The organism is Actinomadura sp. ATCC 39365 (assembly GCF_054392275.1).
Genome location: NZ_CP184335.1, coordinates 4,558,824 through 4,584,155 on the forward strand (window position 1 = coordinate 4,558,824; position 25,332 = coordinate 4,584,155).

General features: G+C 70.4%; 22 protein-coding genes and 2 pseudogenes. 18 read left to right on the forward strand and 6 right to left on the reverse strand.

The features are described from left to right. The first annotated feature begins 39 nt into the window (after positions 1-39). On the forward strand, positions 40-432 hold the full coding sequence (locus tag ACNF49_RS22575) for a single-stranded DNA-binding protein (RefSeq protein ID WP_357983479.1): 393 nt from the start codon (positions 40-42) through the stop codon (positions 430-432). 168 nt (positions 433-600) lie between these two features. Here ACNF49_RS22575 and ACNF49_RS22580 read toward each other — a convergent pair whose 3' ends face one another. Further along, a complete protein-coding gene (locus ACNF49_RS22580; RefSeq protein WP_498702864.1) occupies positions 601-2,229 on the reverse strand; it encodes a DUF1015 family protein in 1,629 nt (542 codons plus the stop codon). Positions 2,230-2,343: 114 nt separating this feature from the next. On the opposite strand from ACNF49_RS22580, the gene ACNF49_RS22585 reads away from it, so the two are divergent. Continuing rightward, positions 2,344-2,769 (forward strand): tetratricopeptide repeat protein, encoded by a 426-nt coding sequence (locus ACNF49_RS22585; protein ID WP_357705715.1) that lies wholly within the window; start codon positions 2,344-2,346, stop codon positions 2,767-2,769. Positions 2,770-3,557: 788 nt separating this feature from the next. Here ACNF49_RS22585 and ACNF49_RS22590 read toward each other — a convergent pair. After that, entirely contained in the window at positions 3,558-3,995 is a 438-nt protein-coding gene (locus ACNF49_RS22590; protein WP_482944909.1) for a TipAS antibiotic-recognition domain-containing protein, read from the reverse strand. A 121-nt stretch (positions 3,996-4,116) separates the two neighbouring features. On the opposite strand from ACNF49_RS22590, the gene ACNF49_RS22595 reads away from it, so the two are divergent. After that, positions 4,117-5,088, forward strand: a complete 972-nt coding sequence (locus ACNF49_RS22595) for an HAD-IIA family hydrolase (RefSeq protein WP_482944910.1) — start codon at positions 4,117-4,119, stop codon at positions 5,086-5,088. A 363-nt stretch (positions 5,089-5,451) separates the two neighbouring features. On the opposite strand, the gene ACNF49_RS22600 is transcribed toward ACNF49_RS22595, so the two are convergent. Continuing rightward, positions 5,452-5,799 (reverse strand): SCP2 sterol-binding domain-containing protein, encoded by a 348-nt coding sequence (locus ACNF49_RS22600; RefSeq protein ID WP_357983467.1) that lies wholly within the window; start codon positions 5,797-5,799, stop codon positions 5,452-5,454. A 127-nt stretch (positions 5,800-5,926) separates the two neighbouring features. Between ACNF49_RS22600 and ACNF49_RS22605 the strand changes: the two genes are divergently transcribed. The 14 genes and pseudogenes from ACNF49_RS22605 to ACNF49_RS22670 all read left to right on the forward strand — a co-directional run bounded on the left by ACNF49_RS22605 (position 5,927) and on the right by ACNF49_RS22670 (position 19,839). After that, positions 5,927-6,100, forward strand: a complete 174-nt coding sequence (locus ACNF49_RS22605; RefSeq protein ID WP_352326208.1) for a hypothetical protein — start codon at positions 5,927-5,929, stop codon at positions 6,098-6,100. Beyond that, positions 6,097-6,909, forward strand: a complete 813-nt coding sequence (locus ACNF49_RS22610; protein ID WP_357983464.1) for a TlyA family RNA methyltransferase — start codon at positions 6,097-6,099, stop codon at positions 6,907-6,909. Before ACNF49_RS22605 ends, ACNF49_RS22610 begins: the two co-directional genes overlap by 4 nt. Continuing rightward, positions 6,906-7,808, forward strand: coding sequence for an NAD kinase (locus tag ACNF49_RS22615; RefSeq protein WP_482944911.1), 903 nt, complete (start codon positions 6,906-6,908; stop codon positions 7,806-7,808). Before ACNF49_RS22610 ends, ACNF49_RS22615 begins: the two co-directional genes overlap by 4 nt. 94 nt (positions 7,809-7,902) lie before the next feature. Further along, positions 7,903-9,612: a DNA repair protein RecN gene (gene recN / locus ACNF49_RS22620; protein ID WP_482944912.1), complete on the forward strand. Its 1,710-nt coding sequence runs from the start codon at positions 7,903-7,905 to the stop codon at positions 9,610-9,612. Between the two features lie 73 nt (positions 9,613-9,685). After that, positions 9,686-10,882 carry a putative cytokinetic ring protein SteA gene (gene steA, locus ACNF49_RS22625; RefSeq protein WP_357983505.1) on the forward strand — a complete coding sequence of 399 codons (1,197 nt, stop codon included), beginning with the start codon at positions 9,686-9,688 and terminating at the stop codon, positions 10,880-10,882. Beyond that, entirely contained in the window at positions 10,879-11,853 is a 975-nt protein-coding gene (locus ACNF49_RS22630) for a copper transporter (RefSeq protein WP_357983455.1), read from the forward strand. The genes steA and ACNF49_RS22630 overlap by 4 nt, the downstream gene beginning before the upstream one ends. Position 11,854: 1 nt before the next feature. Continuing rightward, positions 11,855-12,705: pseudogene (locus ACNF49_RS22635) on the forward strand (hypothetical protein). 72 nt (positions 12,706-12,777) lie between these two features. Next, positions 12,778-14,370 (forward strand): murein biosynthesis integral membrane protein MurJ, encoded by a 1,593-nt coding sequence (gene murJ / locus ACNF49_RS22640; protein WP_482944913.1) that lies wholly within the window; start codon positions 12,778-12,780, stop codon positions 14,368-14,370. 1,196 nt (positions 14,371-15,566) lie between these two features. Continuing rightward, positions 15,567-16,064 (forward strand): glycosyltransferase, encoded by a 498-nt coding sequence (locus ACNF49_RS22645; RefSeq protein WP_482944914.1) that lies wholly within the window; start codon positions 15,567-15,569, stop codon positions 16,062-16,064. Continuing rightward, positions 16,034-16,804 (forward strand): annotated as a pseudogene (locus ACNF49_RS22650) (glycosyltransferase family 4 protein); the annotation flags it as partial. The gene ACNF49_RS22645 and the pseudogene ACNF49_RS22650, both read left to right, overlap by 31 nt. 176 nt (positions 16,805-16,980) lie before the next feature. Beyond that, complete coding sequence (locus ACNF49_RS22655) at positions 16,981-17,964, forward strand: TerC family protein (protein WP_357983446.1); 984 nt, start codon at positions 16,981-16,983, stop codon at positions 17,962-17,964. 108 nt (positions 17,965-18,072) lie between these two features. Further along, on the forward strand, positions 18,073-18,714 hold the full coding sequence (locus ACNF49_RS22660) for a phosphatidylserine decarboxylase (protein WP_357983500.1): 642 nt from the start codon (positions 18,073-18,075) through the stop codon (positions 18,712-18,714). Further along, the gene (gene pssA / locus ACNF49_RS22665) at positions 18,701-19,528 is read left to right on the forward strand and encodes a CDP-diacylglycerol--serine O-phosphatidyltransferase (RefSeq protein ID WP_357983442.1); all 828 of its coding nucleotides are present in this window, start codon (positions 18,701-18,703) and stop codon (positions 19,526-19,528) included. The genes ACNF49_RS22660 and pssA overlap by 14 nt, the downstream gene beginning before the upstream one ends. A 35-nt stretch (positions 19,529-19,563) precedes the next feature. Further along, positions 19,564-19,839, forward strand: coding sequence for a hypothetical protein (locus tag ACNF49_RS22670; RefSeq protein WP_482944916.1), 276 nt, complete (start codon positions 19,564-19,566; stop codon positions 19,837-19,839). Position 19,840: 1 nt separating this feature from the next. Here ACNF49_RS22670 and ACNF49_RS22675 read toward each other — a convergent pair whose 3' ends face one another. Next, positions 19,841-20,497, reverse strand: a complete 657-nt coding sequence (locus tag ACNF49_RS22675) for an MBL fold metallo-hydrolase (protein ID WP_482944917.1) — start codon at positions 20,495-20,497, stop codon at positions 19,841-19,843. After that, complete coding sequence (locus ACNF49_RS22680; protein WP_482944918.1) at positions 20,494-21,285, reverse strand: maleylpyruvate isomerase family mycothiol-dependent enzyme; 792 nt, start codon at positions 21,283-21,285, stop codon at positions 20,494-20,496. Before ACNF49_RS22680 ends, ACNF49_RS22675 begins: the two co-directional genes overlap by 4 nt. A gap of 217 nt (positions 21,286-21,502) precedes the next feature. Here ACNF49_RS22680 and uvrA point away from each other — a divergent pair, with 217 nt between their 5' ends. Continuing rightward, complete coding sequence (gene uvrA, locus ACNF49_RS22685; RefSeq protein ID WP_357983431.1) at positions 21,503-24,343, forward strand: excinuclease ABC subunit UvrA; 2,841 nt, start codon at positions 21,503-21,505, stop codon at positions 24,341-24,343. Between the two features lie 98 nt (positions 24,344-24,441). Here the strand turns inward: uvrA and ACNF49_RS22690 are convergent, their stop codons facing one another. Then, positions 24,442-25,158: a DUF2306 domain-containing protein gene (locus ACNF49_RS22690; RefSeq protein WP_357983428.1), complete on the reverse strand. Its 717-nt coding sequence runs from the start codon at positions 25,156-25,158 to the stop codon at positions 24,442-24,444. Positions 25,159-25,332: the final 174 nt, after the last annotated feature.

Genomic DNA, 25,332 nt, shown 5'->3' on the forward strand with positions numbered 1-25,332 from the left:
GAGAGTGATCTCCTCCGGAACACAAACGGGAGGACGACAATGGATCGGAACGAGGTCGTGCTGGTGGGGCGGCTGTCGGCGGCGGTCGAGGAATACGCGATGCCGAGCGGCGACATGGCCACGAAGTGGCGCGTCATCGTACGCCGCCGGCGCAGGCACCGGCGAGGCCCGGCTCTCACCGACAGCATCCCGTGCGTCACGTTCGACCCCGGGGTGGCGGAGATCGTACGGGGTCTCAAACCGCGGGACTTCATCGAGGTGACGGGCGCGTTCCGCTGCCGGGTCTTCGGCCCGGCCGCCGCCAAGATCTGGCGGTATGAGGTGGAGGTCAGCGCCGTCAGACCTGTCGAGGGGACGGTTACTGAGCCGTCTGAGGAGGTGGTTCCGAGCCAGGGGCCGCGGCAGGTGGCTCAGCTGGCCGGGGCGGGGTGACCTTGGCGGCGATGGCGAGGCGCCGCCCTGGAGAGCGCTTCGATCTGGGCAGGGGGCATGGGTCTGCGCTCCCGTTGGCCGGTGGCCACGCCTGATGCCGGGTTCGGGGCTTTGCTGGATCGCGATGAGGGGGAGCAGGGGAGGCGCGGCTACGCGGCAGGGGCGGCGTCAGTCGATGGCGAACGTGCGCAGGACCAGGCCGGTACGCGGTTTGGGGCCGAAGGAGGTGGACTTGCGGGGCACCCGTTCGCCGCCCGCGGCGACCGCCAGCACGTCGTGGACCATGAGCGGCTTGAGGATGACGGCTGTGCCGCCCGTCTGGATCGCGAGCCGCAACGCCGCCTCGGTGTCGTGGTGGACGATGCGTACGGCCCGCTCGTCGTCCTCCATGCCCCACACCTTGGGCAGGATGAACTCGGTGAGGATGGAGGTGTTCAACGAGTTCCAGCGGTCCGAATGGTGGTCCGGCATCGCCAGGTTGAGCTGCACCGGGTCGGGGTCGGTGAGCAGATGGGTGCCGCTCTCCCCGGCGAGCAGGAAGGCGGGCTCGGCCGCGTTCTGCAGCGCCTCCAGGCCCTGCGCCAGGTCGTCGTAGTCGTGCACCTGCCAGGCGCCCCTGGCCCTGGCGGCGGCCTCGGTCAAGGGGAGACCGGGGATGACGCGGTGGATGGCCTTGAGGTCGGGCGGGTAGGCGGTGGAGTCGACGATCAGGGCCAGCCCGAAGTCCCAGGGGCCCAGCGCCTGACCGGGTGTCGGCGCGGAGGTCGGTTCCGCTGACGGATGGGCCAGGTGATCGGTCAGCTCGTGCCGGAACGAGGTGACTGGGCTGGGCGAGGGGGTTACGGGGTGGTCCGGCGTGGTGGAGGGTTCCGGTGACGGGTGTGGGGTGCCCTGGGAGTTCTGGGTGGGCATGCTCAGTGGCGCGTTGAGGGAGACCTGCTGAGAGGCTTGGGGAACCGTGGGCTGGAGGGCTTCTTGTGACGGGGCGTGAGGCGTGGCCTGGGGGGTCCCGTCCCGCAGGGCTTGGCGGGCGGCGTGCTCCTGACGCTGGAGTACGCGGTAGGTGGCGTACCGGTGGTGGCCGTCGGCGATCAGGGCTTGACGGTTGCGCAGGTCGGCGTTGATGGCGTCTATCTCGTCCTGGTCGGTGATCGCCCACAGCCGGTGGGTGAGGCCGTCCTCGGTTCCGGCCGTGACGAGGGGCGGCCGTTTGGCGGCCACCTCGTCCACCAGGCGGGTGGCCCTGCCGTGGTCGCCGTTGTAGAGCAGGAAGATGGGTTCGAGGTTGGCCTCGGTGATGCTCATGAGGGCCAGCCTGTCGGCGATGGGGCCGGGCATGACGTCCTCGTGGGGGAGGATGACGCGTTCGGCAGGGTCGATCAGGCCGACGTCGCCTATCAGGCCACGCTGGAGGACGTGTGGGCCGCTCTGCTCGTACACGTACAAAGCGGGGGTGTCGTCGGCCACGAGGACGCCGGCGTCCAGCCAGGCCCTCAGGGTGTCCCTGGCCTCGGAGTAACGGGCTTCCAGCGGTACCTCGGTCCGGTGGCGGAGTCTGGACGGGGTTCCGGCCGGCTGTTCGGTGGCGGGTGTCGCTTCGGGGTTGCAGGGAAGGATGAGGCGGACGACGTTGTTCGGGTGGGAGGCAAGGAGGGCTTCGACGTCCGCATCGCTGATCAGGTCGTACGGTGGGGAGGTCACCTTCGCGGGATCTTCGACATCGAAACGTACGCCTCGGAAGGGCCGTAGCACCAGTCCGTCCGGCACCGGCAGTTCAGGAGTCCCCATACCGGGCATGCTCCCATAAATGTTTGCGCCTACCAGGAGTTGCCCCAATCGTTTGCTGTCGCGCCCCTAACGCGGCGGAGCGGGAGCGAGGTTCGTCGTCCAGCGATGAAGGAGTCCTCACGCATGGTTCAGGGCGGAAATGGTCACGATGAGTCCTTGGGCGGCGTTCCCGGGGGCGGTGTCTACGACTGGTATCAGCGTGGTGTGAAGTTGCTGAAGGAGGGGAGCCCGGCGGCTGCCGCGGCGCTGCTGGAGCGGGCTGCCGCTGCCGAGCCGCAGTCCCGGAGCATCCTTGAGGCGCTGGCTCGGGCGCAGTTCAACTCCCGTCAGTATGCGGAGGCCGCGGCCAGTTTCCGGCAGATCGTGGATGCGAACCCGGCTGAGGATTATGCGTACTTCGGGCTGGGCTTGTCGTTGTGGCGTACGGGGGATCTGGAAGGGGCTCAGGAGCCGCTGGCCATCGCGGTGGCCATGCGCCCGGACGAGCGGCATTACGTGTCGGCCTTGAAGAGCGTGCGGGCGACGTTGAGGGCTCGACGAGAGATGTAGGGGGCAGGCGGGCGCGAGGACCGGCCATGGCGACCAAGTGGCTGTGCCGGGCGTTTCCATCCGCTCTGGGCGGCGTCAGCTCGGTTGGGAAGTGCCCTACGGTGTCGGCTTGCGGCCCGTCGCGCTGATCGGGCGGCGTCGCAGCAGATCGCTTCCTTGGCCAGGCCCTGTGCTGGAGGCCGGGTATCCGTGGCCTGGCAACGCGGCTTTGCCGTGCCGTGGTCGGCCCATCAGGGTGACGTTGTTGCTGAGGTCCTTCCAGAGGCTCGATGAGACGTTCATGCCGTCACGCATGGGCGGCCGCATGTTCTCCAGACGCTGACGGCGGCTGGGGTACATCACGGCACCAACCCGCGGTTGCCCCCAGGCGCCTGTCGTGACGACTCTGCCCGATGCCGGAGAAGTGACTGCCCAGCCGCTTGGCGACTCGACTCGGGTTGCGAGAAGACCATGGTGATTGGCCGTGCGATATCTCACCACTGGGATATAGGGGTACTCCCGGGCGGGCGGTCAGGGGGTGCGGCGAATACAGCTGTCGTAGCAGCTCAGGCCGCCCTGCGTGAGCGTGCAAGCATGCCGCGGATGCCTCTGGCTGCCGTCGCATAAAGGACAGGACATGCCGTGGCTGCATTTGGCCCCCCATCATCATGAGCGAAGGCTGCTTTGAGGGTCGTTGTCCGGTTCTGCGAGGGAGAACGGCGCGTTGAGGGCCGTGCCCCAGTTCCGAGCTTGCGGGCCGCCGCCGCACACGCGGCATTACGTCCATTCGGCCTGTCAGGCGGTGGGGGTCAGCCGTGGCGGGTGGCGTTGGCGAGGATGGCGGATCGGAGGTAGGCGGCCAGGCCAGGGGAGGTGCGGTCGAAGGTCGCGGTGAAGCGGGGGTCGGAGACGTACAGATCGGCGAGGCCGCGGTGGATGTCGTACGTGCAGTCGTAGAACCAGCGGGAGAGGTGGGCGCGGTGTTCTTCGGCCAGGTCCATCGCGAGGTCGCTGTCGGCCGGAACGTCGGCGTGCATCGCGTCGGCGATGCGGGTCGAGAGGGCGGCTGCCTCGGCTTCGTGCCGCTGCCAGTCCTCCTTCGTGTACGACGAGGTGCGGCGTGCGCTTTCGGCCCAGGCATGCGTGTCGCCCCAGCGCTCCTCGGCCTCCGCCGCGTACGCGTCATGGGCGGGGGCGTCGAGGAGTTCTGCGCGTTCCTGGGGCGTGGGGGCGGGTTCGCGGGACATGGTCGTCCTTTCGGCGTCGGGTACGGGTTTCCCGAGCCACGAGGAGAGGGCTTCCTGTGGCGGGGTACGAAGGCGACGCTAAAGTCTCACGCGGCGTGAGAGTCAAACGGGAAGAGGCGCTGTGCTGATTGACGGCTATGACACCCTGCTGCTCGACCTCGACGGTGTGGTCTACCTCGGGCAGCACGCGGTACCCGGCGCGAGGCAGGCGCTGGAGGAGGCGCAGGGCAAGGGGGTCCGGCTCGCCTACGTGACCAACAACGCCTCGCGGACGCCCGCCGCCATCGCCGCCCACCTGCGGGAACTCGGCGTCCCGGCCGCGGCGGCCGATGTCGTGACCTCGGCGCAGGCGGCCGCGCGACTGGTCGCCGAGCAGGTGGCTCCGGGCGCCGCGGTGCTGGTCGTGGGCGGGTCAGGGCTGCGGGTGGCCGTACGTGCTCATGGGCTCAGGCCGGTGTCCGTCGCTGCCGAGTCGCCCGCGGCAGTGGTTCAGGGGATCGCTCCTGGTTTGTCGTACGCCCTGCTGTCGGAGGGGGCGCTGGCCGTACGGCAGGGCGCGCTGTTCGTGGCCTCCAACGGTGACAGCACCATGCCGACCGGGCGGGGCGAACTGCCGGGGAACGGGGCAATGGTCCGGGTCATCGCCGCTGCCACCGGGGTCGAACCGGTGTACGCCGGTAAGCCGGATCCGCCGTTGCACCGGGAGTCGATGATCCGTACGGGCGCCCGGCGGCCGCTGGTCGTGGGGGATCGGCTGGACACCGACATCGAAGGGGCCTCCAACGCGGGGGTGGAGAGCCTGCTGGTGTTCACCGGGGTGGCCACCCCGCTCGACGTGCTGACCGCTGCGCCGCGGCACCGGCCCACGTACCTGGCCGAGGACCTCGGCGCGCTGGTCCAGCCCTATCCCGACGTGCGGGAGGGCACCTGCGGGGGATGGCGGGCCGAGTGGCGCGACGGGGCGCTGCACCTCGAAGGCGACGGCAGCCGTATCGACGGCCTGCGCGCGGCCTGCGACGCCGCCTGGACGGCCGCGGGCGAGGGGCAGATCGGGGAGGACGCGGTCAAGGACGTCCTGAAGCGCGTGGGGTGAAGCATGTGGCACGGGCGGAGGAGCCGCCTCGACCTTGCTTTTCCCCGCCGAGCAGCGGCCACGATCCCCGTCGTGGCGGCGTCCTTCTTCCACGGCCCGCAACGCGCCGGACTCGTACACGCGCGTGGTGCAGGGGCAGCGCCGTGATCGCGGAGGTGTGGGCTGGTCGGGAATAGCACCGGAGGGGGCGACGTGGCCGCCGGAGGGCGGCTCAGTCGGTCGGGGGTCGAGGGGCCAGGTTCGCTGTTCGCTTGTCGCCTAACGGTTAACGCACGCGCTGAGTAGTCGCCTGACAGTGAACACACGCGCCGAGCAGCTGCGTAAGACTCAGCGTTCGCATCGAACAGCCGCCCGGGGAACCGGTCAGATCAGCTTGCGCAGGCGCAGCAGGTCGCCGAAGCTCGCGTCGATCTTCACCCGCCCTCCGAGCAGGGCGCGGGCCAGGTCCAGTTCGCCGTCGACCAGCGCGACCAGGTCGTCGCTCGCAATGGTGATCTTCACGTCGGCCGGTTTGCCGCCCGCCGGCGGATCCTCGGTGAACGGGTCGAGCCCCCCGTGGTGCAGCCGCCCGTAGAAGATCACGTCGAGGTCGGACACCCGCGCGCTGACCGTGCGCTCGACCACGTGTTTGGCACGATCCTCCGCGCCGATCTCGTCGAACTGGGCGACGAGCCTGGCCAGTGCCGCCCGGCACTCCTCGACGCTTGCCATGTTGGGCATCCTTTCTTTCCCTTTGCGGTCGGTAGCGTTCCACATCACTAGCACCCCCGTATGAGCTTCAACGCGTGACACGCCTGCCAAGGTCCCGGGCGCTCGCCCGAGGCGTTACGGTCGAGTCATGAGTGAGCTGCCGGAGGAGACCGGTGACGAGCGGGTCGACGCCATCGTGGCCGGTCTCGGTCGTGTGGGCGAGCTGCCGGTGAACGAGCACGTGGCCGTGTTCGAGGAGGCGTTCGCCGGGCTGGAGTCCACTCTCGCGGGTGCGGGCGACGAAGCGCTGGGCGAGCGGTGAGCCGGAGGATCCGTCTCGACAGCGAGCTGGTGCGCCGCGGGCTGGCCAGGTCGCGAGAGCAGGCCGCCCAGCTCATCGAGGCCGGGCGGGTCAGCGTGGGCGGTCAGCAGGCGAGCAAGCCCGCGACCCAGGTCGACACCGCCTCGGCCATCGTCGTCGCCGAGTCGGCCGACGGGCCCGACTACGTTTCGCGGGGAGCGCACAAACTGCTCGGGGCGCTGGAGGCGTTCAAGAACCTGTCGGTGGAGGGGCGCAGGTGCCTCGACGCGGGAGCCTCCACGGGAGGCTTCACCGACGTGCTGCTGCGCCATGGCGCGGCTCACGTGCTCGCCGTCGATGTCGGCTACGGCCAGCTCGCCTGGTCGCTGCGCACCGACGAGCGGGTGACCGTGATGGAACGCGTGAACGTGCGCGATCTGACCCCCGAGATGGTGGGCGAGCCGCCCACGCTGGTCGTGGGCGACCTGTCGTTCATCTCGCTGCGGCTGGTGCTGCCCGCGCTGGCGCAGGTCGCCGCGCCGCGGGCCGACTTCGTCATGCTGGTCAAGCCGCAGTTCGAGGTGGGCAAGGAGCTCGTGGGCGCGGGCGGCGTGGTGCGCGACCCCGAGCTGCGGGCCAGGTCGGTGCGCGAGGCCGCGGCCAAGGCGCAGGAGCTGGGGCTGAGCGTGCGGGGCGTGACCGCGAGCCCGCTGCCCGGCCCCTCCGGAAATGTCGAATACCTGCTGTGGCTGGGCAAAGGAGAGGGTGAGCCGCCCGTCGCCGAGCTCGATGCCGAGATCCAGCGTGCCGTCGCGGAAGGGCCGCAATGAACCGGACCGTGCTGGTCGCCGTCCACACCGGGCGGGGTGCCGCCGTCGAGAGCGCCCGGCTGGTCATCAACCAGCTGGTCGGGGCGGGCATCAACGTACGCGTCCTGGACACCGAGGCACGTGACATCGGCTGTGGCGGGGTCGAGGTCGTCCCCTGCGACGATCCCGGCTCGGCCAAGGACGCCGAGGTCATGATCGTGCTCGGCGGCGACGGCTCGCTGCTGCGCTCGGCCGAGCTGGCCAAGCCCGCCGGCACGCCGCTGCTCGGGGTCAACCTCGGACACGTCGGGTTCCTGGCCGAGGCTGAGGTGGCCGACCTGGCCTCGGCGGTCGACAGCGTGGTCGCCGGGCGCTACGACGTCGAGGAACGCATGACGATCGACGTCCTGGCCAGGCAGAACGGCCGGGTGATCGCCGACACGTGGGCGCTCAACGAGGTCACCGTGGAGAAGCAGGAACGCATGCTGGAGGTGGTCGCCGAGATCGACGGGCGGCCGCTGTCCCGCTGGGGCTGCGACGGCGTGATATGCGCCACTCCTACGGGTTCGACGGCGTATGCGTTCTCGGCCGGCGGGCCGGTGGTCTGGCCGGAGGTGGAGGCGCTGCTGCTGGTGCCGATCAGCGCCCACGCGCTGTTCGCCCGGCCGCTGGTGGTCTCGCCCCGGTCCACGATGGCCGTGGAGATCCTGCCGGACACTCCGGGCGGGGTTCTGTGGTGCGACGGCCGCCGCCGTTTCGAGCTGCCCTCCGGGTCGCGCGTGGAGGTGCGCAGGGGCGCCGAGCCGGTGCGCCTGGCCCGTCTGCACGGGGTCGAGAACACCGGCGCGCCCTTCACCGACAGGCTGGTCGCCAAGTTCGAACTACCGGTTCAGGGATGGCGCGGGAGAGTGCGACCCTGAATGAATGGAGGGCAGAACGCGTAGGATCCCATGGGCAACAGGTGTCCGGAGACAATCGACCGGCCATCAGGCACGGCAGTGACGGGAGTGGGCAGTGCGACCAAGGGTCGAGGAGGTCCGCATCCAGGGGCTCGGCGTCATCGACGAGGCCGTACTCGAGCTTTCGCCGGGCTTCAACGTGGTCACCGGCGAGACCGGCGCGGGCAAGACGATGGTCGTCACGGGGCTCGGGCTGCTGTTCGGCGGCCGGGCCGATCCCTCGCGCATCCGTCCGGGGGCCGACAAGGCGACCGTGGAGGGCACACTCGTCGTCGAGCCCGGCGGCCGGGTAGCCCAGCAGGTCGAGGATCTCGGCGGTGAGGTCGAGGACGGCGAGTTGATCATCTCTCGCACCGTCTCGGCGGAGGGCCGCTCCAGGGCCTGGCTCGGGGGCCGTACGGTGCCCGTCGGCACGCTGACGTACCTGGCCGACGACCTGGTGGCGGTGCACGGGCAGATGGACCAGCAGCGGCTGCTGCAGGCCGCCAGGCAGCGCGCCGCGCTCGACCGTTACGCGGGAAACGAGCTGGTCAAGCCGTTGCGGGCGTATTCGCAGGCGTACAAGCGGCACAAGCAGGTCGGGGCGCTGCTCGACGAGCTGACCACCCAGGCCAGGGAGCGTGCGCAGGAGGCCGACCGGCTGCGGTTCGGCCTGGAGGAGATCGAGAAGGTCGACCCCAAGCCGGGCGAGGACGCCGACCTGCGCGAGGAGGAGGAGCGCCTCTCGCACGCCGACGCGCTGCGCAGCGCCGCCACCACGTCCCACACCGCACTGCTCGGCGACCCGATGGAGGCCGGCGGGGGCGCCCGTGACGTGATCTCGCTACTCGGCGAGGCCCGCGCGGCCGTCGAGGCCGTGCGCGACTACGACCCCCAGCTCGCCGGCGTGGCCGACCGGCTCGCCGAGGCCGGATACCTGATCTCCGACGTCGCCACCGACCTGGCCGCCTACGCAGAGTCCATCGAGGCCGATCCGGCCCGCCTGGGAGCCGTGCAGGAGCGCAGGTCCGTGCTGGGCGGCCTGATCAGGAAGTACGCCGCGGACAGCGCAGGGGTGCTGGCCTGGGCCCAGCAGGCGGCCGCCCGCCTGGGCGAGCTCGAAGGCGACGACGAGCGCATCGAGGAGCTCACCCGCGAGCACGAGGAGCTCACCACCAGGCTCACCACCCTGGCCGCCGAGCTCACCAAGGTGCGCGAGGCCGCCGCCGAGCGGTTCGGCCAGGCCGTGACCGAAGAGCTGACCGCGCTGGCCATGCCCCACGCCCGGGTCGTGGTGCAGCTCACCCAGAGCGCCGAGTTCGGCCCGGAGGGCGTCGACGAGGTGGAGCTGCGGATGGCCGCCCATCCGGCCGCGCCGCCGCTGCCGCTCAACAAGGGCGCCTCCGGCGGTGAGCTGAGCCGCGTCATGCTCGCCATCGAGGTCGTGTTCGCCGGTGCCGACCCGGTGCCGACGTTCGTGTTCGACGAGGTCGACGCGGGGGTCGGCGGCAAGGCCGCGGTCGAGATCGGGCGCCGGCTGGCCCGGCTCGCGCGCACCGCGCAGGTGATCGTCGTCACCCACCTCCCGCAGGTGGCGGCCTTCGCCGACCAGCATCTGGTCGTCGAGAAGGCCAGCGACGGCAGCGTCGTGCGCAGCGGTGTCGTCACGCTCAACCACGAGGGGCGCGTCCGCGAACTGTCGCGCATGCTGGCCGGTCTGGAGGACTCCGAACTGGGCCGGGCACACGCGGAGGAGCTGCTGGGGCTCGCAGCGGCCGACAGGTGATTCTGTGTGACATAGTGGACACGCCGCGTAGTGCTTGGCCTCCGCGCTGTTTCCCTCTGGCAGGATGGTCATGATGAAGGTTCCGGGGAGCAAGATGCCGGGCCTCCGTGGCAGGAAGGTCGGTGACCTTCCCGGTGTGACGGCAGTGGCGAGAATCGACCGGCGAACCAAGAGGCTGACCAAGCGCCTCCAGCCCGGGGAAATAGCGATTATCGACCATGTCGACGTTGACCGGGTCAGCGCGGAGGCGCTCGTCGCATGCGGCGCGGCGGCTGTGGTCAACGTCGCCGCGGGCATCAGCGGCCGCTATCCCAACCTGGGGCCCCAGATTCTGCTCGACGCGAGCGTGCCGTTCGTCGACAACGCCAACCCCGAGCTGTTCGAACGCGTCAAGGACGGCGACGTCGTCCGCGTCCACGAGGGCGTGATCTATCTCGACGACGACGTCGTGGGCAAGGGCGACGAGCAGACGACCGAGGCCGTCGAGGCCGCCATGGCCGAGGCGCGCGCCGGGCTGGCCGTGCAGATCGAGGCTTTCGCCGTCAACACGATGGAGTACGTTCGTGGTGAGGGCAAGCTTCTCATCGACGGAGTCGGCGTGCCTGAGATCCGCACCCCGATGGAGGGCAGACATGTCCTCATCGTGGTGCGCGGATATCACTACAAGGAAGACATCGCCACCCTCCGCCCCTACATCAGGGAATACCGGCCCGTCCTCGTCGGCGTCGACGGCGGCGCCGACGCGCTGCTGGAGGCCGGCTACCTCCCCGACGTGATCGTGGGCGACTTCGACTCCGTCTCGACCAAGGCCCTGACCTGCGGCGCCGAGCTCGTCGTGCACGCCTACCGCGACGGCCGGGCCCCCGGCCTGGAGCGGGTGCACCAGCTCGGCCGCGAGGCGGTCATCTTCCCGGCCACCGGCACCAGCGAGGACATCGCGATGCTCCTGGCCGACGACAAGGGCGCCGAGCTGATCGTCGCGGTCGGCACCCACGGCACCCTGGAGGAGTTCCTCGACAAGGGCCGCTCCGGCATGGCCAGCACCTTCCTGACCCGGCTGATCATCGGCAGCAAGCTCATCGACGCCAAGGGCGTGAGCAGGCTCTACCGCAGCCGCATCACCACCTCCCAGCTTCTGCTGCTCGTGATCACCGCGTTGATCACCATGGGGGTCGCGCTCTTCCTGTCACCGCTCGGCCAGACCTGGCTGAACGGCCTGCAAGACGTCTGGAACGCATTCATCTTCTGGCTGGTCGGACTCTTCTCGTGATCGATTTTCGCTACCACGTCGTCTCCATCGTCGCGATCTTCCTGGCGCTCGCCGTCGGGATCGTGCTGGGCACAACGCTGCTGCAGGACCCCGCGCTGAAGTCCGCGCAGGAGCTCACCGCACAGCTCACCAAGACGAAGGACGAGCTGCGCGTGCAGATCGACCAGCTGCAGGGCCGCGAGGCGGGCAACGACGCCTTCGTCGCCAGCGTCACTCCGAAGCTGGTGGCCGGCGAGCTGACCGGCCAGCGCGTGCTGCTGGTCGAGGCGCCGGGTTCGACCACCACGTTCCGCGAGGCCGAGCAGCAGGTGCTGGAGGAGGCGGGCGCCGAGGTGAGCGGGCGCGTCATGCTGACCGAGAAGTTCTTCGACCCCGACCGCAGCGGCGTGCTCGACGGCCTGGTCAACCAGCTCAAACCGGTCGACATGGTCTTCCCGTCCACGGCGACCGTCTGGGACAAGGCCGGCGCACTTCTCGCCTCCACGCTGCTCACCACCGACCAGGCGCAGGCGGGCACCCCCAACGCCGCGACCGCCGCCGTCATCAGCGGGTTCGAGGCGGGCGGGCTGGTCAGCACCGACGGCGACCCCGCCAAGCGGGCCATGCTGGCGGTGATGTTCGCGCCGGAGAAGACGTACGAGGGGGAGCAGGCCGAGACCCAGCTGGGCGCGCTCGTCTCGGTCGCCGACCGGCTCGACGCGGGGGGCAAGGGCGCGGTGCTGGTCGGCAGCGCCGCCAACGCGGCCGTCACCGGGGGCGCCGTCAGTGCCCTGCGCGACGATGGCGACGTCGCGAAGCGTGTGTCCACCGTCGATACCGTCGATATGCCCACGGGCCGGGTCGTGGTCGTCTACGCTCTCCGGGAGCAACTGAGCGGGCGGGCCGGCCAGTACGGCATCGGCAAGGGGGCCTCGGCCACCCAGCCCGCGCTGCCGTCCACCACACCCTCACCGACCCAGTCAGGGAGCTGACATGGCCCGTGGCCTGCTCTACGCGCTGGCCGGCGCCGCGATCGGTGCCGCCGCCGCCCGTGCCGCCTACTCCGCCTTCACCCGGAACCGTCCGGCCGACCTGGGCGGGCGCTGGACGCGCAAGAACCATCGCGGCGAGCCCATCACCCTGCTGGAGGGGCCCGCGTTCGTGGCGGGCTCCGGCGTCGCCGCTGCGCTCACGCCCGGTCTGGCGCCGCGCACCCGGCTGGCCGCGGTGCTGGCCGGCGTCGGCACCGGCGCCCTCGGGGCCTACGACGACCTCTACGGCACCACGTCCTCCAAGGGTTTCAAGGGCCACCTGACGGCTCTGGCCCGCGGCGAGGTCACCAGCGGCGCCGTCAAGATCCTCGGGATCGGCGCGACCGGGCTGGGCGCCGCCGCCCTCGTCTCCGACGGGCCCGTCGACACCCTGGTCAACGGCGCGGCCATCGCGGGCGCCGCCAACCTCGCCAACCTGTTCGACCTGCGTCCCGGTCGGGCGATCAAGGTCGGGCTGCTGGCCGGGGGCCGCTGCTGGCCGTCTCTCTGCTGCGGTCGTCGCCCGCCGCCGCGGCCCTGGCCGCCGTGCCGCTCGGCGCCGCCGCGGCGCTGCTGCCCGACGACCTCGGCGAGCGCGCCATGCTCGGCGACGCGGGCGCCAACTCGCTCGGCGCCCTGCTCGGGCTGGCCGCGGTCACCAAGCTCGGCAGGCCCGGCAGGCTCGTCCTCCTGGGCACGGTCGCGGCGCTCACCGCTGCTTCGGAGAAGGTCAGCTTCACCAAGGTCATCGCCGCCAACCCGGTGCTCAACCGGATCGACATGCTCGGGCGGCGTCCCGTCGACCACGTGTGACCCTCCGCGCGCGATTGTCGGTGGCACCTGCCAGGATGTCGGCGTGACCGGATACTGGGCGGGGGAGGCCGGGTGCGGAGCGTGACGGCGCGGGGCGTGGCGGGTGGCGCCCTGCTCATCGGGGCGATCACCGTGCTGGCGCGGATCGCCGGCTTCGCCAAGCAGTACGCCTTCGCCCAGACCGTCGGCACCAACTGCCTGTCCACCGCCTACATGACGGCCAACCAGATCCCCAACATCGTCTTCGAGGTCGTCGTCGGAGGTGCGCTGGCGGGCATGGTGGTGCCGGTGCTGGCCGGGTCCGCCGCCTCGCGCGAGCGCACCGGGCACATCAGCTCGGCGCTGCTGACGTGGGTCGTCGTGGTCCTGGTGCCGCTGGGGGCGCTCACCGCGCTGTTCGCCCGGCCGGTCATCGCCCTGTTCCTCGGCGAGGCCGTCAACGGGTGCGACACGACCCAGCTCGTCGCCCTCGCCACCCGGATGCTGGTCGTCTTCGCCCCCCAGATCCCTCTGTACGGCGTGGCCGTCGTGCTCTACGGCGTGCTGCAGTCGCACAACCGCTTCGCCGGGCCCGCGGTCGCGCCGCTGGTGTCCAGCATCGTGGTCATCGTGGCGTACCTGCTGTTCGTGCCGCTCAGCTCGGGGATGGTCGACCCGGCGCACCTGCCCGGGCCCGCCGAGCTGGCCCTGTCGGTGGGCACCAGCCTGGGCGTGCTCTCGCTCGTGCTGACCGTGGTCGGGCCCGTGTCGCGGCTGGGGCTGCGGTGGCGGCCCACCTTACGTTTCCCCGACGGCGTGGCCGGGCAGGTGCGCAGGCTCGCGCTGGCCGGGATCGCGGCGCTGCTCGCCCAGCAGGCCGCCATGATCGTCGTGGTGCTGCTGTCGAACAAGGCGATCGGCAACGGAGCGCTCACCGTCTACAACTACGCGTGGGCGATCTATCTGGTGCCGTACGCGGTGCTGGCCGTGCCGATCGCTACCAGCGCGTTCCCCCGGCTGTCGGCGCAGGCGGGCGACGCGGTCGCCTTCTCGGCGCTGGCGGCCCGGACCACGCGGGCCGTGGTACTGGTCACGGGGCTGGCCGCCGGGGTGCTGGCCGCCGCGTCGGGGCCTGGGGCGGTGGTGTTCCTGGGAGGCAGGAGCGAGGTGCCGCCGCCTCAGCTCGCCCTGGCGATCGCGCTGTTCGCGCCGGGCATCGTCGGCTACGGGCTCATCGCCCATTTGAGCCGGGTGCTCTACGCGGCCGGGCTCGGGCGGGCGGCCGCCACCGGGACGGTGGCGGGGTGGCTGGTCGTCATCGTCGCGCAGACGGCGCTGGTGCTGCTGCTGCCCGCCGGGTGGAAGATCGGCGGGATGGCGCTGGGGATGAGCGTCGGCATGACCGCCGGTGGGGTGTTGCTGCTCGCGGCCGTGGTGCGGGCGCGCGGCAGCGGTGTCGCGGCGGGGCTGCCCAGGGCCGCGGGGGCGGCGGTCGCCGGTGGTGTGTTGGGGTATCTGGCGGGGGCTGGGGTGGTGAGGTGGCTCGGCGTCTCGGGCATCTGGCCGAACGTAGGTGCGGTGGTACTGGCGGCGGCGGTGGCCGTGGTGGTGGGGACTGTCGTCGTGGCGGTGGTGGACCGGCCGGATGCCAGCGGGGTGGCTGGGCTGCTCCGACGGGGCGCCTGATCCACAGCCACTGATCCACTGCCACTGACCCTCTGCCCAGAGTGCGGAAGGTGCGCTCCAACGGTTCCTGGTCGCGTACGGCTTACGGGCGTTCGGACGGCTGGTCGCGTACGGCTTCGGGAGTTAGAACGGCTGGGGTCGCGTGCGGCTTACGGGCGTTCGGACGGCTGGTCGCGTACGGCTTCGGGAGTTAGAACGGCTGGGGTCGCGTGCGGCTTACGGGCGTTCGGACGGCTGGTCGCGTACGGCTTCTGCGGCTGGATCGGCTGGTCGCGCACGGTTGGTCCCGCACGGCTTCTGACGCTTGGACGGCTGGTCCCGCGAGGCTTTTGGGGCTGGCACGCCTGGTGGCGCGGGGTTCTTGGTGGCGCGGCCGTTGGTGTTTCGTAGTTCCTGGTCCTCCGCGGTGCGTGGCTTGCCGTTGGTGGTCGGCTCCGGAGGCGGGGGCTCTGTGAGGCATGTCTTCCTCAAGGCTTGCCTTTGTGAGGCTGGCATGCGGTAGGTGACGGGCCATGCAGGGGCAGGAGCCGCCTGGGGCCTGGCCTGGGGAGGGTGTCTGGCCTTGGAGGGGGCGCAGGGCGTCGGGTGCATGGTTCCAGTGGTGCTGGACTTCTTGTGGGCAGGCACCACGGGGCTGGCGGGTCTGTGAAGGTGATCACACTCGTGGGGGTTGGGCTGGCCGTGAGGTTTGGGGCCGTCGAGTTGTCCGGCCTCTGGGAGGTGCCAGGGGCCGGGGATCCTTGGCCCCTTGGCTTCAGTTCCGCCAGCCTGGCGCTCAGCCGCTCTGCGGGCTCCAGTTCCGCGATGGGCCAGGCCTATTCGGGCTGCGGGCGGCACCGAGGGGCCCGCGCCGGTGCTGCCGACGGTGTAGATGAGGTAGGCGTAGTCCGGCGCGCGACCCGACGTCAGTCGCACGGGCGTTGGGGCCTGCGCGGTCGGTTGCTTGGTGGCGGGTATGGCGTGCGGACCAGGGCGTGATGGTCGGGGTCGGCAGTTCGCGAGCCTCAGGTGCTTGTGGAGGGCCGGTGCTGGGCGTCGGCGGGTTGTGCGGGTGAGATCGGGAAGCTGCGGCGTGAAACGGGTTACGGTTTCAGCTTTGAGGTGTGGCTGCGGTTTTCGGTGCAGGCTTAGGAGGGGTCGTGCGGGTGGCTTTTGTGATGGGGACCACGTCGGGTGGGACCGGGCGGCATGTACGGATGCTCGTCGAAGGGCTGGTACAGCGCGGGCACCAGGTGGCGGTGGTGGGGCCGGGGAGCGTTGAGGAGGCGTTCTCCTTCCGGGCGGCGGGAGCCGCGTTCGCCGAGGTGCCCGTGTCCGACCGGCCGCATCCGCTGAACGACCTGCGCGCGGTGCTCGCGATCCGGCGGCTGACGCGCGACGCCGACGTTGTGCACGCTCATGGTCTGCGAGCAGGGGCGTTGGCCAGCCTGGCGCTGAGGGCATTCAGGGCTCAAGGGACAAGGGGCCGGGTGGCCCCGATTGAAGAAGCTGGGCACCGGGAGGCGAGAGACCGAGGGGCCTTGCTTCAGGACGTCGGGCGTCGGGAGGCGGCGGGCCAGGGGACACCGGTTCATGACGCGGTGGACCTGGAGGCGGCGGGCCACGGGACTCCGGTTCAAGACTCAGGGGGCGAAGGGGCGACGGCCGGGAGGGGAAGGGGCCCGGAGTGGTGGTCACCTTGCACAACGCGCTGACCGCCGGCGGTTTCGTGGGGTTCGTCTACGGGGTGCTGGAGCGGATCGTGGCGCGGCGCGCCGACCGGGTGCTGGTGGTCTCGCCGGACCTGGCGGAGCGGATGACCGTCCTGGGAGCCAGGGAGGTGGCGGAGGCGGTGGTGCCCGCGCCGCCGCTCCGGCCCGCCCGGCGCAGGCCGGAGGAGGTACGGGAGGAACTGGGAGCGGGTGATCGTCCTCTGGTGCTGACGATCGGCCGGCTGGCCCAGCAGAAGGGGCACGACACCCTGCTGGACGTGGCGGCGGGGCCGTGGGAGTCGCCGGCGCCCCTCTTCGCCGTCGCGGGAGAGGGGCCGTTGCGGGCGGAGCTCGAGGACCGGATCCGGGGGCGGAACCTTCCCGTCCTGCTCCTGGGGGACCGGGACGACGTCCCCGACCTGCTGGCGGCCGCGTCCGTCGTGGTCAACTGCAGTCGCTGGGAAGGGCTGCCACTCAGCCTCAGCGAGGCACTGATGGCGGGCAAGCCGGTGGTGGCGTCCGACGTGGGCGGGATCCCGTGGCTGGTCGGCGACGCGGGGATGCTGGTTCCGTACGGGGACGCCGAAGGGCTGCGCAGCGCGTTGCGCAAGGTCCTGGGCGAGCCGGGGATCGCGCGGACGCTGGCCGAGGCGGCGGCCCGGCGGGGACGGGAGTTGCCGGACGGTGACGATGCCGTGGAGAGCGTCCTCGGGGTGTACGAGGCGACAAGATCGAATGGATGATGGGATCAGAGTGTCGGCGTATACTGCGTGGGTTAGGGAGGGGAGTATCCCTTCGCGACAGCCTCGTCATCACGGTGCAGCCCCACTCCACGGGGCCCCCGGGGCTGCCGGTCCGCGTTCCTCGCGGGCGGGAGAGACCTCCGGCAATGAGTCATGCATGCCGGAGGGTTTGAACCGTGACCGTACCTGTGTGGGCCTGGATCGCCGTCATCGGCGGTCTGCTGGTCGTCCTCGCCTTTGACCTTTGGATCGTCGACCGCGGTGAGGCCCGCGAGTTCTCCATGCGGCAGGCCGGATATTGGGTCACCTTCTATGTCGCCCTGGCCGCGTTGTTCGGTGTGGGGTTGTGGGCCACCTTCGGGGCCGCCAAGGCGGGGGAGTTCTTCGCCGGTTACATCACTGAATACAGCTTGAGCGTCGACAACCTGTTCATCTTCTTCATCATCATGAGCAGGTTCGCGGTGCCGCGGCCCTACCAGCACAAGGTGCTGCTCGTCGGCATCGTGCTCGCCCTGGTCATGCGCGGCATCTTCATCGCACTCGGCGCCGCCGCGCTGGAGCGGTTCAGCTGGCTCTTCTACGTCTTCGGCGCCTTCCTCGTCTACACCGCCGTCAACCTGATCCGGCAGCACCTCAAGGGCGAGGAAGACGAGTTCAACGAGAACATCCTGCTCAGGTGGGTGCGCCGGGCGTTCCCGACCACCGAGGGGTACGTCGGTTCGAAGGTCAGCGTCAAGATCGACGGCCGCCGCATGGTGACCCCCATGCTCATCGTGATGGTCGCCATCGGCACCACCGACCTGCTGTTCGCCCTCGACTCGATTCCGGCGATCTTCGGGCTCACCAAGGACCCCTTCGTCGTCTTCACGGCCAACGCGTTTGCCCTGATGGGGCTGCGTCAGCTTTACTTCCTGCTGGGCGGGTTGCTGCAGCGACTCGTCTACATCAGCTATGGTTTGGCGTTCATCCTCGGGTTCATCGGGGTTAAGCTGATAATGGAGGCGTTGCATGCCAGCGGCGTCTCCTGGGCACCCGAAATTCCCATCTGGGTGTCGCTCACGGTCATCGGCTCCACCATGGCGATCACCACGGTTGCGAGCCTGATCAAAGCCCGCATGACGAGCGGCGAAGGCGAGCACACGCACCCGGAGCAGGTCTAGCGGAACGGCTATCGAGGCGCTTTGCTTGTGTAGTTGCGCCGTGTAATAGTTGCGAGTTCCGTAACAGCATGGCAAAGCGCCTAGTCCAGTCACCACCAAAGGTTGTACGTGTCAGACGATTCTGCTAAGTCGAGCCGCGTCCGGCTCGCGCGCGGGGTCTCCCCGTGGCTCCTCCCGACGGCGGCCGCGGCGGCCGCCACCGCGCTGCTGACGCGCCGAGACCGGCGCTGGGCCCTGGCTGCGGCCCCGCTGGGTGCGCTCACCGGCGGCATGCTCTGGTTCTTCCGCGACCCCGAGCGCGCTCCTGGCGAGGGGCGCATCCTGTCGCCCGCCGACGGCGTGGTGCAGAGCATCGACCCCTGGCCGGACGGCCGCACCCGCGTCGCGATCTTCATGAGTCCCCTGAACGTGCACGTCAACCGTGCCCCTCTTGCGGGGAATGTCACGTCCGTGCAGCATGTCGCAGGTGGGTTCCTGCCGGCGTTCAACAAGGACAGCGACCAGAACGAACGCGTGGTGTGGCATTTCGAGACCGCGCTGGGCGACATCGAGATGGTGCAGATCGCGGGCGCCGTGGCGCGCCGGATCGTGCCGTACCTGAGCGCCGGGGCCAAGGTGGCGCAGACCGAGCGCATCGGCCTCATCCGGTTCGGCTCGCGGGTCGACATCTACCTTCCCGAAGGCATCTCGCCCGCGGTCACCGTGGGGGAGAAGACGGTTGCGGGGGTGACCAGAATTGACCACGGCTGACGCCGGCAGCTGGCAGGCTGGCGAGGAAGAGCCCCGCGGTCCCGTGGGCAAGGCGTTCCGCCTGTCCGCCGCGGACTCGCTCTCGCTGGGCAACGCGGTCTGCGGGTTCCTCGCCGTCTGCGTCCTGGCCTACTCGGCGATTCAGCAGCTCACGGTCGCCGACGGCAAGTTCACGCCGACGCCGAGCTACTTCGCCACGGCCATCGTCCTGCTGCTCATCGGCGCGACGTGCGACCTGTTCGACGGGCTCGTCGCGCGGCGCTTCCGCGCCTCGGCGATGGGCGCCGAGCTGGACAACCTGGCCGACGTGATCAGCTTCGGGTTCGCGCCCGCGTTCATGGTCGTGATCTGGGGGGTCGGCGCGCCGCCCTCGGTGCCGTTCATCGCGGTGGTCACCGCCGCGGCGGCCGTGCTGGTCGCCGGTGTCGTACGCCTGGCGCGCTTCGCGTGCGTCAAGACCAAGAGCGGCGACTTCATGGGCCTGCCCATTCCCATGGGCGCCATGACCGTGATCTCGATCGTGCTGCTGTTCCAGCCCAGCATCTGGGCGCTGTTCGCGGTGCTCGGCGTGGCCTGGCTGATGGTCAGCCGGATCGAGTACCCCAAGCCGAAGGGTCAGCTCGCGGCGGTCGTCCTCGGGTGGATCATGGTGAACGTGGCCTTCCTCACGTTCTGGGTGGCCTGGCCGGAAGGCGGCGACCTGCCGATCAAGATCGGCGCGACCATGCAGATCGCGCTCGTCGCGGCGATCCCGCTGCGCATGTTGTTCTACAAGCGGGAGCTGCGCAAGGAAGCCGAGCGCATCGGCAACTAGGGGATTTTTCATCCATCTTCGGCTTTGATGGATCCATGTCGGCCATGCCGCGCGAGCACACGCGTACGTACTATCTCGGCAAGCTGGCCACGGAGCTGGAGCAGCGCGGGCTGACCGCCACCCTGCGGGCCAACCCGCCCGCGCTGAGGATCAGCGATCCCGACACCGCGCTGCTGGCCGAGACGATCGACTGCGTGCCGCTGCCCGAGGGGTGGTTCTACCGCTGGTCGTGGGGCGAGCTCGTGGGCCTGGCCGACGATCCCGCCCTGGCGGCCGCGCGTATCGTGCGCGTGCTGGCGGCGGGCAGCTGAGTTACCAGCCTCTGGCCTTCCATTCGGGCAGCGCGGGACGTTCGGCGCCGAGCGTCGTGTCCTTGCCGTGGCCGGGGTAGACCCAGGTGTCGTCGGGCAGGCGGCCGAAGATGCGCTCGGTCACGTCGGTGTAGAGCCGCTCGAAACGCTCCGGGTCCCTGCCGGTGTTGCCCACCCCGCCGGGGAACAGGGAGTCGCCGGTGAACAGGTGACGGCCGTCGGGGCCGCCGTCGTAGAGCAGCGCGATCGAGCCCGGGGTGTGGCCGCGCAGGTGGATGACCTCCAGGCTGACCGGGCCGAGGGAGATCGTGTCGCCGTGGTCGACCGTGCGGCCGGCCGGGACGGGCAGGCCGGGCGCGTCGAGCGGATGGGCGATCACCTCGGCGCCGGTGACCCTGGCCACCTGTTCGAGGGCCTGCCAGTGGTCGCCGTGCTGGTGGGTGGTGACGATCGCGCCGAGCGGCTGGTCGCCGACGAGCGCCAGCAGCCGGTCGGCGTCGGCCGCGGCGTCGATCAGCAGCTCGTCGCCGGTCTCGGTGGAACGCAGCAGGTAGGCGTTGTTGTCGTGGGGGCCGACCGCCAGCTTGGAGATGGTCAGGGCGGGCAGCTCGCGCACGTCGGCGGGGCCGCCGACCCGGACGTCGCCGGTGTAGGTCATGGGTAGTCCTTCGGGGGCGTCGCGGGCAGATCAGCGGGGGCCGGCATCGTCAGCCACGGCGGCGGCTCGGGAAGGAGCGCGCCACCGTCACCAGGCGGCGACGGCTGTCCCGCGGGCACCAGGGTAACGCCCTCGCCGTCCGACCTTCCCGTCAACCAGGCCAGCATGTCGGCCGGGCTGCCATGGACGGCTGGGCCGTGGCCGAGGTTCTGCCACTTTTGCCCCGGCTCGCCGGTCAGGACGACCTCGCTCACCGTGCTGCGGCCGTACGGCCAGGATCGGCGGAGGTCGTGCAGTTCGCGGCGGACGAACGTCTCCGGCCAGTCGTGGGGGCCGTACCCGGCGCCGAGGTCCACGTGGTGCATGCCCACCTCGCGCAGCCGGCGTACCAGGACATACCAGGCGGGATGCGGCGGCGGCCGCATGCCCCGGACGGACGCCGACCACGCCCGCGCGGGCAGTTCGCGGATCGCGGCGGCCAGGCGGGCGGCACTGTCGGTCAGGTCGGCCAGGTGGCGCGCGGCCGGACGGCCGGCGGCGGCCTCGATCTCGTCGGCCCTGGCCTCCAGGGAGCGGTACTGCGGGGTCTCGACGCCCGTCCTCGCCCAGGTGAGGAGGTTGAGGTGGGAGCGGGCGTTGCCGGACAGGTGGGCGAGCACGTGCCCTCTGGTCCAGCCGGGCAGCAGGGACGGGGCCGCTATGTCGGCATCGGACAGGGACGCGGCCGTGGCCAGCAGCCGGTCGGTCGCGGCGGCGAGTTCGGCCTGCACCGCAGGTAGAACGGTCATGTCCAGATATTTCATCACTTAGGTGTCCAAGGTCGGGCGCGGGCATAAAGCGGCAGGTCAAGTGGTTGACCCTCAAAGGGCTCCTGCCGACGCGGGAGATGGCCGTAACCTGTGAAGGACGGATTTTCGGGGGCCGGGGATCGGCTCGCCGAAAATGTCGGTGCCCCCGTCTACCATCCCCCGTGGACCTATCCGCCTTTCGACCTCCGGGATCGCCGTGGCAGACCGCCTGATCGTGCGTGGTGCACGAGAACACAACCTCAAGGACGTCTCGCTTGACCTGCCGCGAGACTCGCTGATCGTCTTCACCGGCCTCTCCGGCTCCGGCAAGTCGAGCCTGGCCTTCGACACGATCTTTGCTGAGGGCCAGCGGCGCTACGTCGAGTCCTTGTCGGCCTACGCCCGCCAGTTCCTCGGCCAGATGGACAAACCCGACGTCGACTTCATCGAGGGCCTGTCGCCCGCGGTGTCCATCGACCAGAAGGCCACCAGCAAGAACCCCCGCTCGACCGTCGGCACCATCACCGAGGTCTACGACTATCTGCGTCTGCTGTGGGCGCGCATCGGCAAGCCCCACTGCCCGGCCTGCGGCCGTCCGATCGCCCGGCAGATGCCGCAGCAGATCGTCGACCGCGTGATGGACCTGGAGGAGGGCACCCGTTTCCAGGTGCTCGCCCCCGTCATCCGCGGCCGCAAGGGCGAATACGCCGAGCTGTTCCGCGAGCTGCAGACCAAGGGCTTCGCGCGGGCCAGGGTCGACGGCACGGTCGTGCGGCTGGAGGAGCCGCCGACGCTGAAGAAGTACGAGAAGCACGACATCGAGGTCATCGTCGACCGCCTGTCGGTCAAGGAGTCCTCGCGCCGCCGGCTCACCGACTCCGTCGAGACCGCGCTGCAGCTGTCCGGCGGCACGATCACGCTGGAGTTCGTCGACCTGCCGGAAGACGACCCGGGCCGTGAGCGCTTCTACTCCGAGCACCTCTACTGCCCTTACGACGACCTGTCGTTCGAGGAGCTGGAGCCGCGCTCGTTCTCCTTCAACTCGCCCTTCGGCGCCTGCCCCGAGTGCACCGGCCTCGGCACCAAGATGGAGGTCGACCCCGACCTGGTGGTGCCAGACCCCGAGCGCACGCTCGGCGACGGCGCGCTGCACCCGTGGTCGGGCGGCCACACCAGCGAATACTTCGTCAGGCTGATCGAGGCGCTCGGCCTCACGGTCGGGTTCACCCTCGACACGCCGTGGGAACGGCTGCCCAAGAAGGCCCAGAAGTCGCTGCTGTACGGCCACGACGAGCAGGTGCACGTCCGCTACAGCAACCGCTACGGCCGCCAGCGCTCCTACTACACCACCTTCGACGGCGTCATCCCGTGGGTGCAGCGCCGGCACGCCGAGGCCGAGAGCGACGCCACGCGCGAGCGCTTCGAGGGCTACATGCGCGAGATCCCGTGCCCGGCCTGCAAGGGCGCCAGGCTCAAGCCGGTCACCCTCGCCGTCACCGTCGACGACCGGTCGATCGCCGAGGTCGCGGCCATGTCGATCGGCGAGTGCGCGAAGTTCCTGGCCGAGCTGAAGCTGTCCGACCGTGACATGCACATCGCCGAGCGGGTGGTCAAGGAGATCAACGCCCGCATGGGCTTCCTGCTCGACGTCGGCCTCGACTACCTCACCATGGACCGCGCCGCCGCCACCCTCGCCGGTGGCGAGGCCCAGCGCATCCGGCTGGCCACGCAGATCGGCTCCGGGCTGGTCGGCGTCCTCTACGTGCTGGACGAGCCGTCCATCGGCCTGCACCAGCGTGACAACATGCGCCTGCTCGACACGCTGATCAGGCTGCGCGACATGGGCAACACGCTGATCGTCGTCGAGCACGACGAGGACACCATCGCCGCCGCCGACTGGGTGGTCGACATCGGTCCCGGCGCCGGCGAGCACGGCGGCCAGGTCGTGGTCTCCGGTACCGTCCAGGAGCTCCTCGCCAGCGAGGAGTCCATGACCGGCCAGTACCTGTCGGGCCGCCGGAGCATCCCGATCCCGGCCAAGCGCCGCAAGCGCGACAAGAAGCGGCAGATCACGGTCAAGGGCGCGCGCGAGCACAACCTCAAGGGCGTCGACATCGAGTTCCCGCTGGGCGTGTTCACGGCGGTGACCGGCGTGTCCGGGTCGGGCAAGTCGACGCTGGTCAACGACATCCTCTACAACGCGCTGGCCAAGGAGCTCAACGGCGCCCGCACGGTGCCGGGGCGGCACTCCCGCATCAACGGCATGGACCAGGTGGACAAGGTCGTGCACGTCGACCAGTCGCCGATCGGCCGTACGCCGCGCTCCAACCCGGCCACGTACACCGGGGTCTTCGACCACGTGCGCAAGCTGTTCGCCCAGACGGCCGAGGCCAAGGTGCGCGGCTACCAGCCGGGGCGGTTCAGCTTCAACGTCAAGGGCGGGCGCTGCGAGGCGTGCGCGGGCGACGGCACGATCAAGATCGAGATGAACTTCCTGCCGGACGTCTACGTCCCCTGTGAGGTCTGCCACGGCGCCCGGTACAACCGGGAGACGCTGGAGGTCCACTACAAGGGCAAGACGATCGCCGAGGTGCTCGACATGCCGATCGAGGAGGCGCTGGCCTTCTTCGACGCGATCCCGGCGATCAAGCGGCACCTGCAGACGCTCAACGACGTCGGCCTGGGCTACGTGCGGCTCGGGCAGCCGGCGACCACGCTGTCCGGCGGCGAGGCGCAGCGCGTCAAGCTCGCCTCCGAGCTGCAGCGCCGCCAGACCGGGCGGACGATCTACGTTCTCGACGAGCCCACCACCGGCCTGCACTTCGAGGACATCCGCAGGTTGCTCGGCGTGCTCGGGCGGTTGGTCGACGGCGGGAACACGGTGATCGTCATCGAGCACAACCTCGACGTCATCAAGACCGCCGACTGGATCATCGACATGGGCCCCGAAGGCGGGTCCCGCGGCGGCACGCTCGTGGCCGCGGGCACGCCCGAAGAGGTGGCGCTGGTCAACGAGAGCCACACCGGCCGCTTCCTGCGGAAGATCCTGTCGCTCTGAGCCAGGCGGCGGCTCGGGTACGGCTGTGTCTCACTGTGGGGCGGGCGGGTGATGGCTCGGGTGCGGCCGGGTCTCACCTGGCTCGGTTTCGCCGGGAGTCAGGCGGTGGCTCTGGTGCGGCGGCGGCGCTTGGCGGCGTCGCCGCGCTCCAGCCACCACTCGGCGAACAGCAGCGGCAGCACCCAGCCCAGCCAGGCGCTCAGTGCGCCGACCGTGGCGGCCAGCAGCGCCTGGTCGCCGTGGAAGGTGGTGTCGAGCTGCGGTGACAGCGTGATGACGAACACCGCGCCCCACAGGCGGTTGGTGATGATCGACATCGTCAGGGCGAAGCTGCGGATCATCCACCTGCGGTGATCGACGAACCTGCGCTGCCTGGCCATCCGCCAGCCGGCCAGGGTGCAGCCCAGCCACAGCAGCGCCAGCACCACCCCACTGGCCCTGGTCACCGGGCCGAAGGGCGTGGCCAGGCTGACCACCAGGCCCAGCAGGCCGCCGGGCAGGCAGCCGCCGAAGACGTACACCCGGCCGATCATGCGGTGGGCCCGCGGGTGGCGGGCGCGGAACCACGGCCAGACCTGCAGGCAGCACGAGATCATCGCGATCGAGCCGAAGATCACGTGCAGGGAGAGCACCGCGAAGTGCGGTGGGAAGAAGTCGGGCGCGGGCACCCGCGACCGGCTCGGGTCCAGCGACAGGTAGGGCGGCAGCGAGAAGGCGACGAACGCGATCGCCAGCACCGCGAGCGGAGCCACCCACGGACGCCGCCACCAGCGCGGCCCGGACGTCGTGGGCATGGGAGTTTCGGTGAGTGTCATGAGCGACACGCTCACGCCCGGCGCTGACCGTGGGCCTACCGTCCGCTGACCGTGCATGGGCCGCTCGTTGCCTCGACGGTGGCCGTATCGGTCACCCGATGGGCGGACCGAGGGGTGGGGCCAATAAAGTTGAAGCACGGGTAACGGCTTGACCTGCTGGGGGTCGGCGGAGAC

Excerpts from the sequence above, each read along its gene's own strand:
- ACNF49_RS22580 (WP_498702864.1), bottom strand. The coding sequence starts at position 2,229 with ATGCCCGGTATGGGGACTCCTGAACTGCCGGTGCCGGACGGACTGGTG.
- ACNF49_RS22585 (WP_357705715.1), top strand. The coding sequence starts at position 2,344 with ATGGTTCAGGGCGGAAATGGTCACGATGAGTCCTTGGGCGGCGTTCCC.
- ACNF49_RS22615 (WP_482944911.1), top strand. The coding sequence starts at position 6,906 with ATGAACCGGACCGTGCTGGTCGCCGTCCACACCGGGCGGGGTGCCGCC.
- ACNF49_RS22675 (WP_482944917.1), bottom strand. The coding sequence starts at position 20,497 with ATGACCTACACCGGCGACGTCCGGGTCGGCGGCCCCGCCGACGTGCGC.
- ACNF49_RS22600 (WP_357983467.1), bottom strand. The coding sequence starts at position 5,799 with ATGGCAAGCGTCGAGGAGTGCCGGGCGGCACTGGCCAGGCTCGTCGCC.
- steA (WP_357983505.1), top strand. The coding sequence starts at position 9,686 with ATGAAGGTTCCGGGGAGCAAGATGCCGGGCCTCCGTGGCAGGAAGGTC.
- ACNF49_RS22605 (WP_352326208.1), top strand. The coding sequence starts at position 5,927 with ATGAGTGAGCTGCCGGAGGAGACCGGTGACGAGCGGGTCGACGCCATC.
- ACNF49_RS22690 (WP_357983428.1), bottom strand. The coding sequence starts at position 25,158 with ATGACACTCACCGAAACTCCCATGCCCACGACGTCCGGGCCGCGCTGG.
- ACNF49_RS22575 (WP_357983479.1), top strand. The coding sequence starts at position 40 with ATGGATCGGAACGAGGTCGTGCTGGTGGGGCGGCTGTCGGCGGCGGTC.
- ACNF49_RS22670 (WP_482944916.1), top strand. The coding sequence starts at position 19,564 with ATGTCGGCCATGCCGCGCGAGCACACGCGTACGTACTATCTCGGCAAG.
- ACNF49_RS22645 (WP_482944914.1), top strand. The coding sequence starts at position 15,567 with ATGCTCGTCGAAGGGCTGGTACAGCGCGGGCACCAGGTGGCGGTGGTG.
- ACNF49_RS22590 (WP_482944909.1), bottom strand. The coding sequence starts at position 3,995 with ATGTCCCGCGAACCCGCCCCCACGCCCCAGGAACGCGCAGAACTCCTC.
- ACNF49_RS22680 (WP_482944918.1), bottom strand. The coding sequence starts at position 21,285 with ATGACCGTTCTACCTGCGGTGCAGGCCGAACTCGCCGCCGCGACCGAC.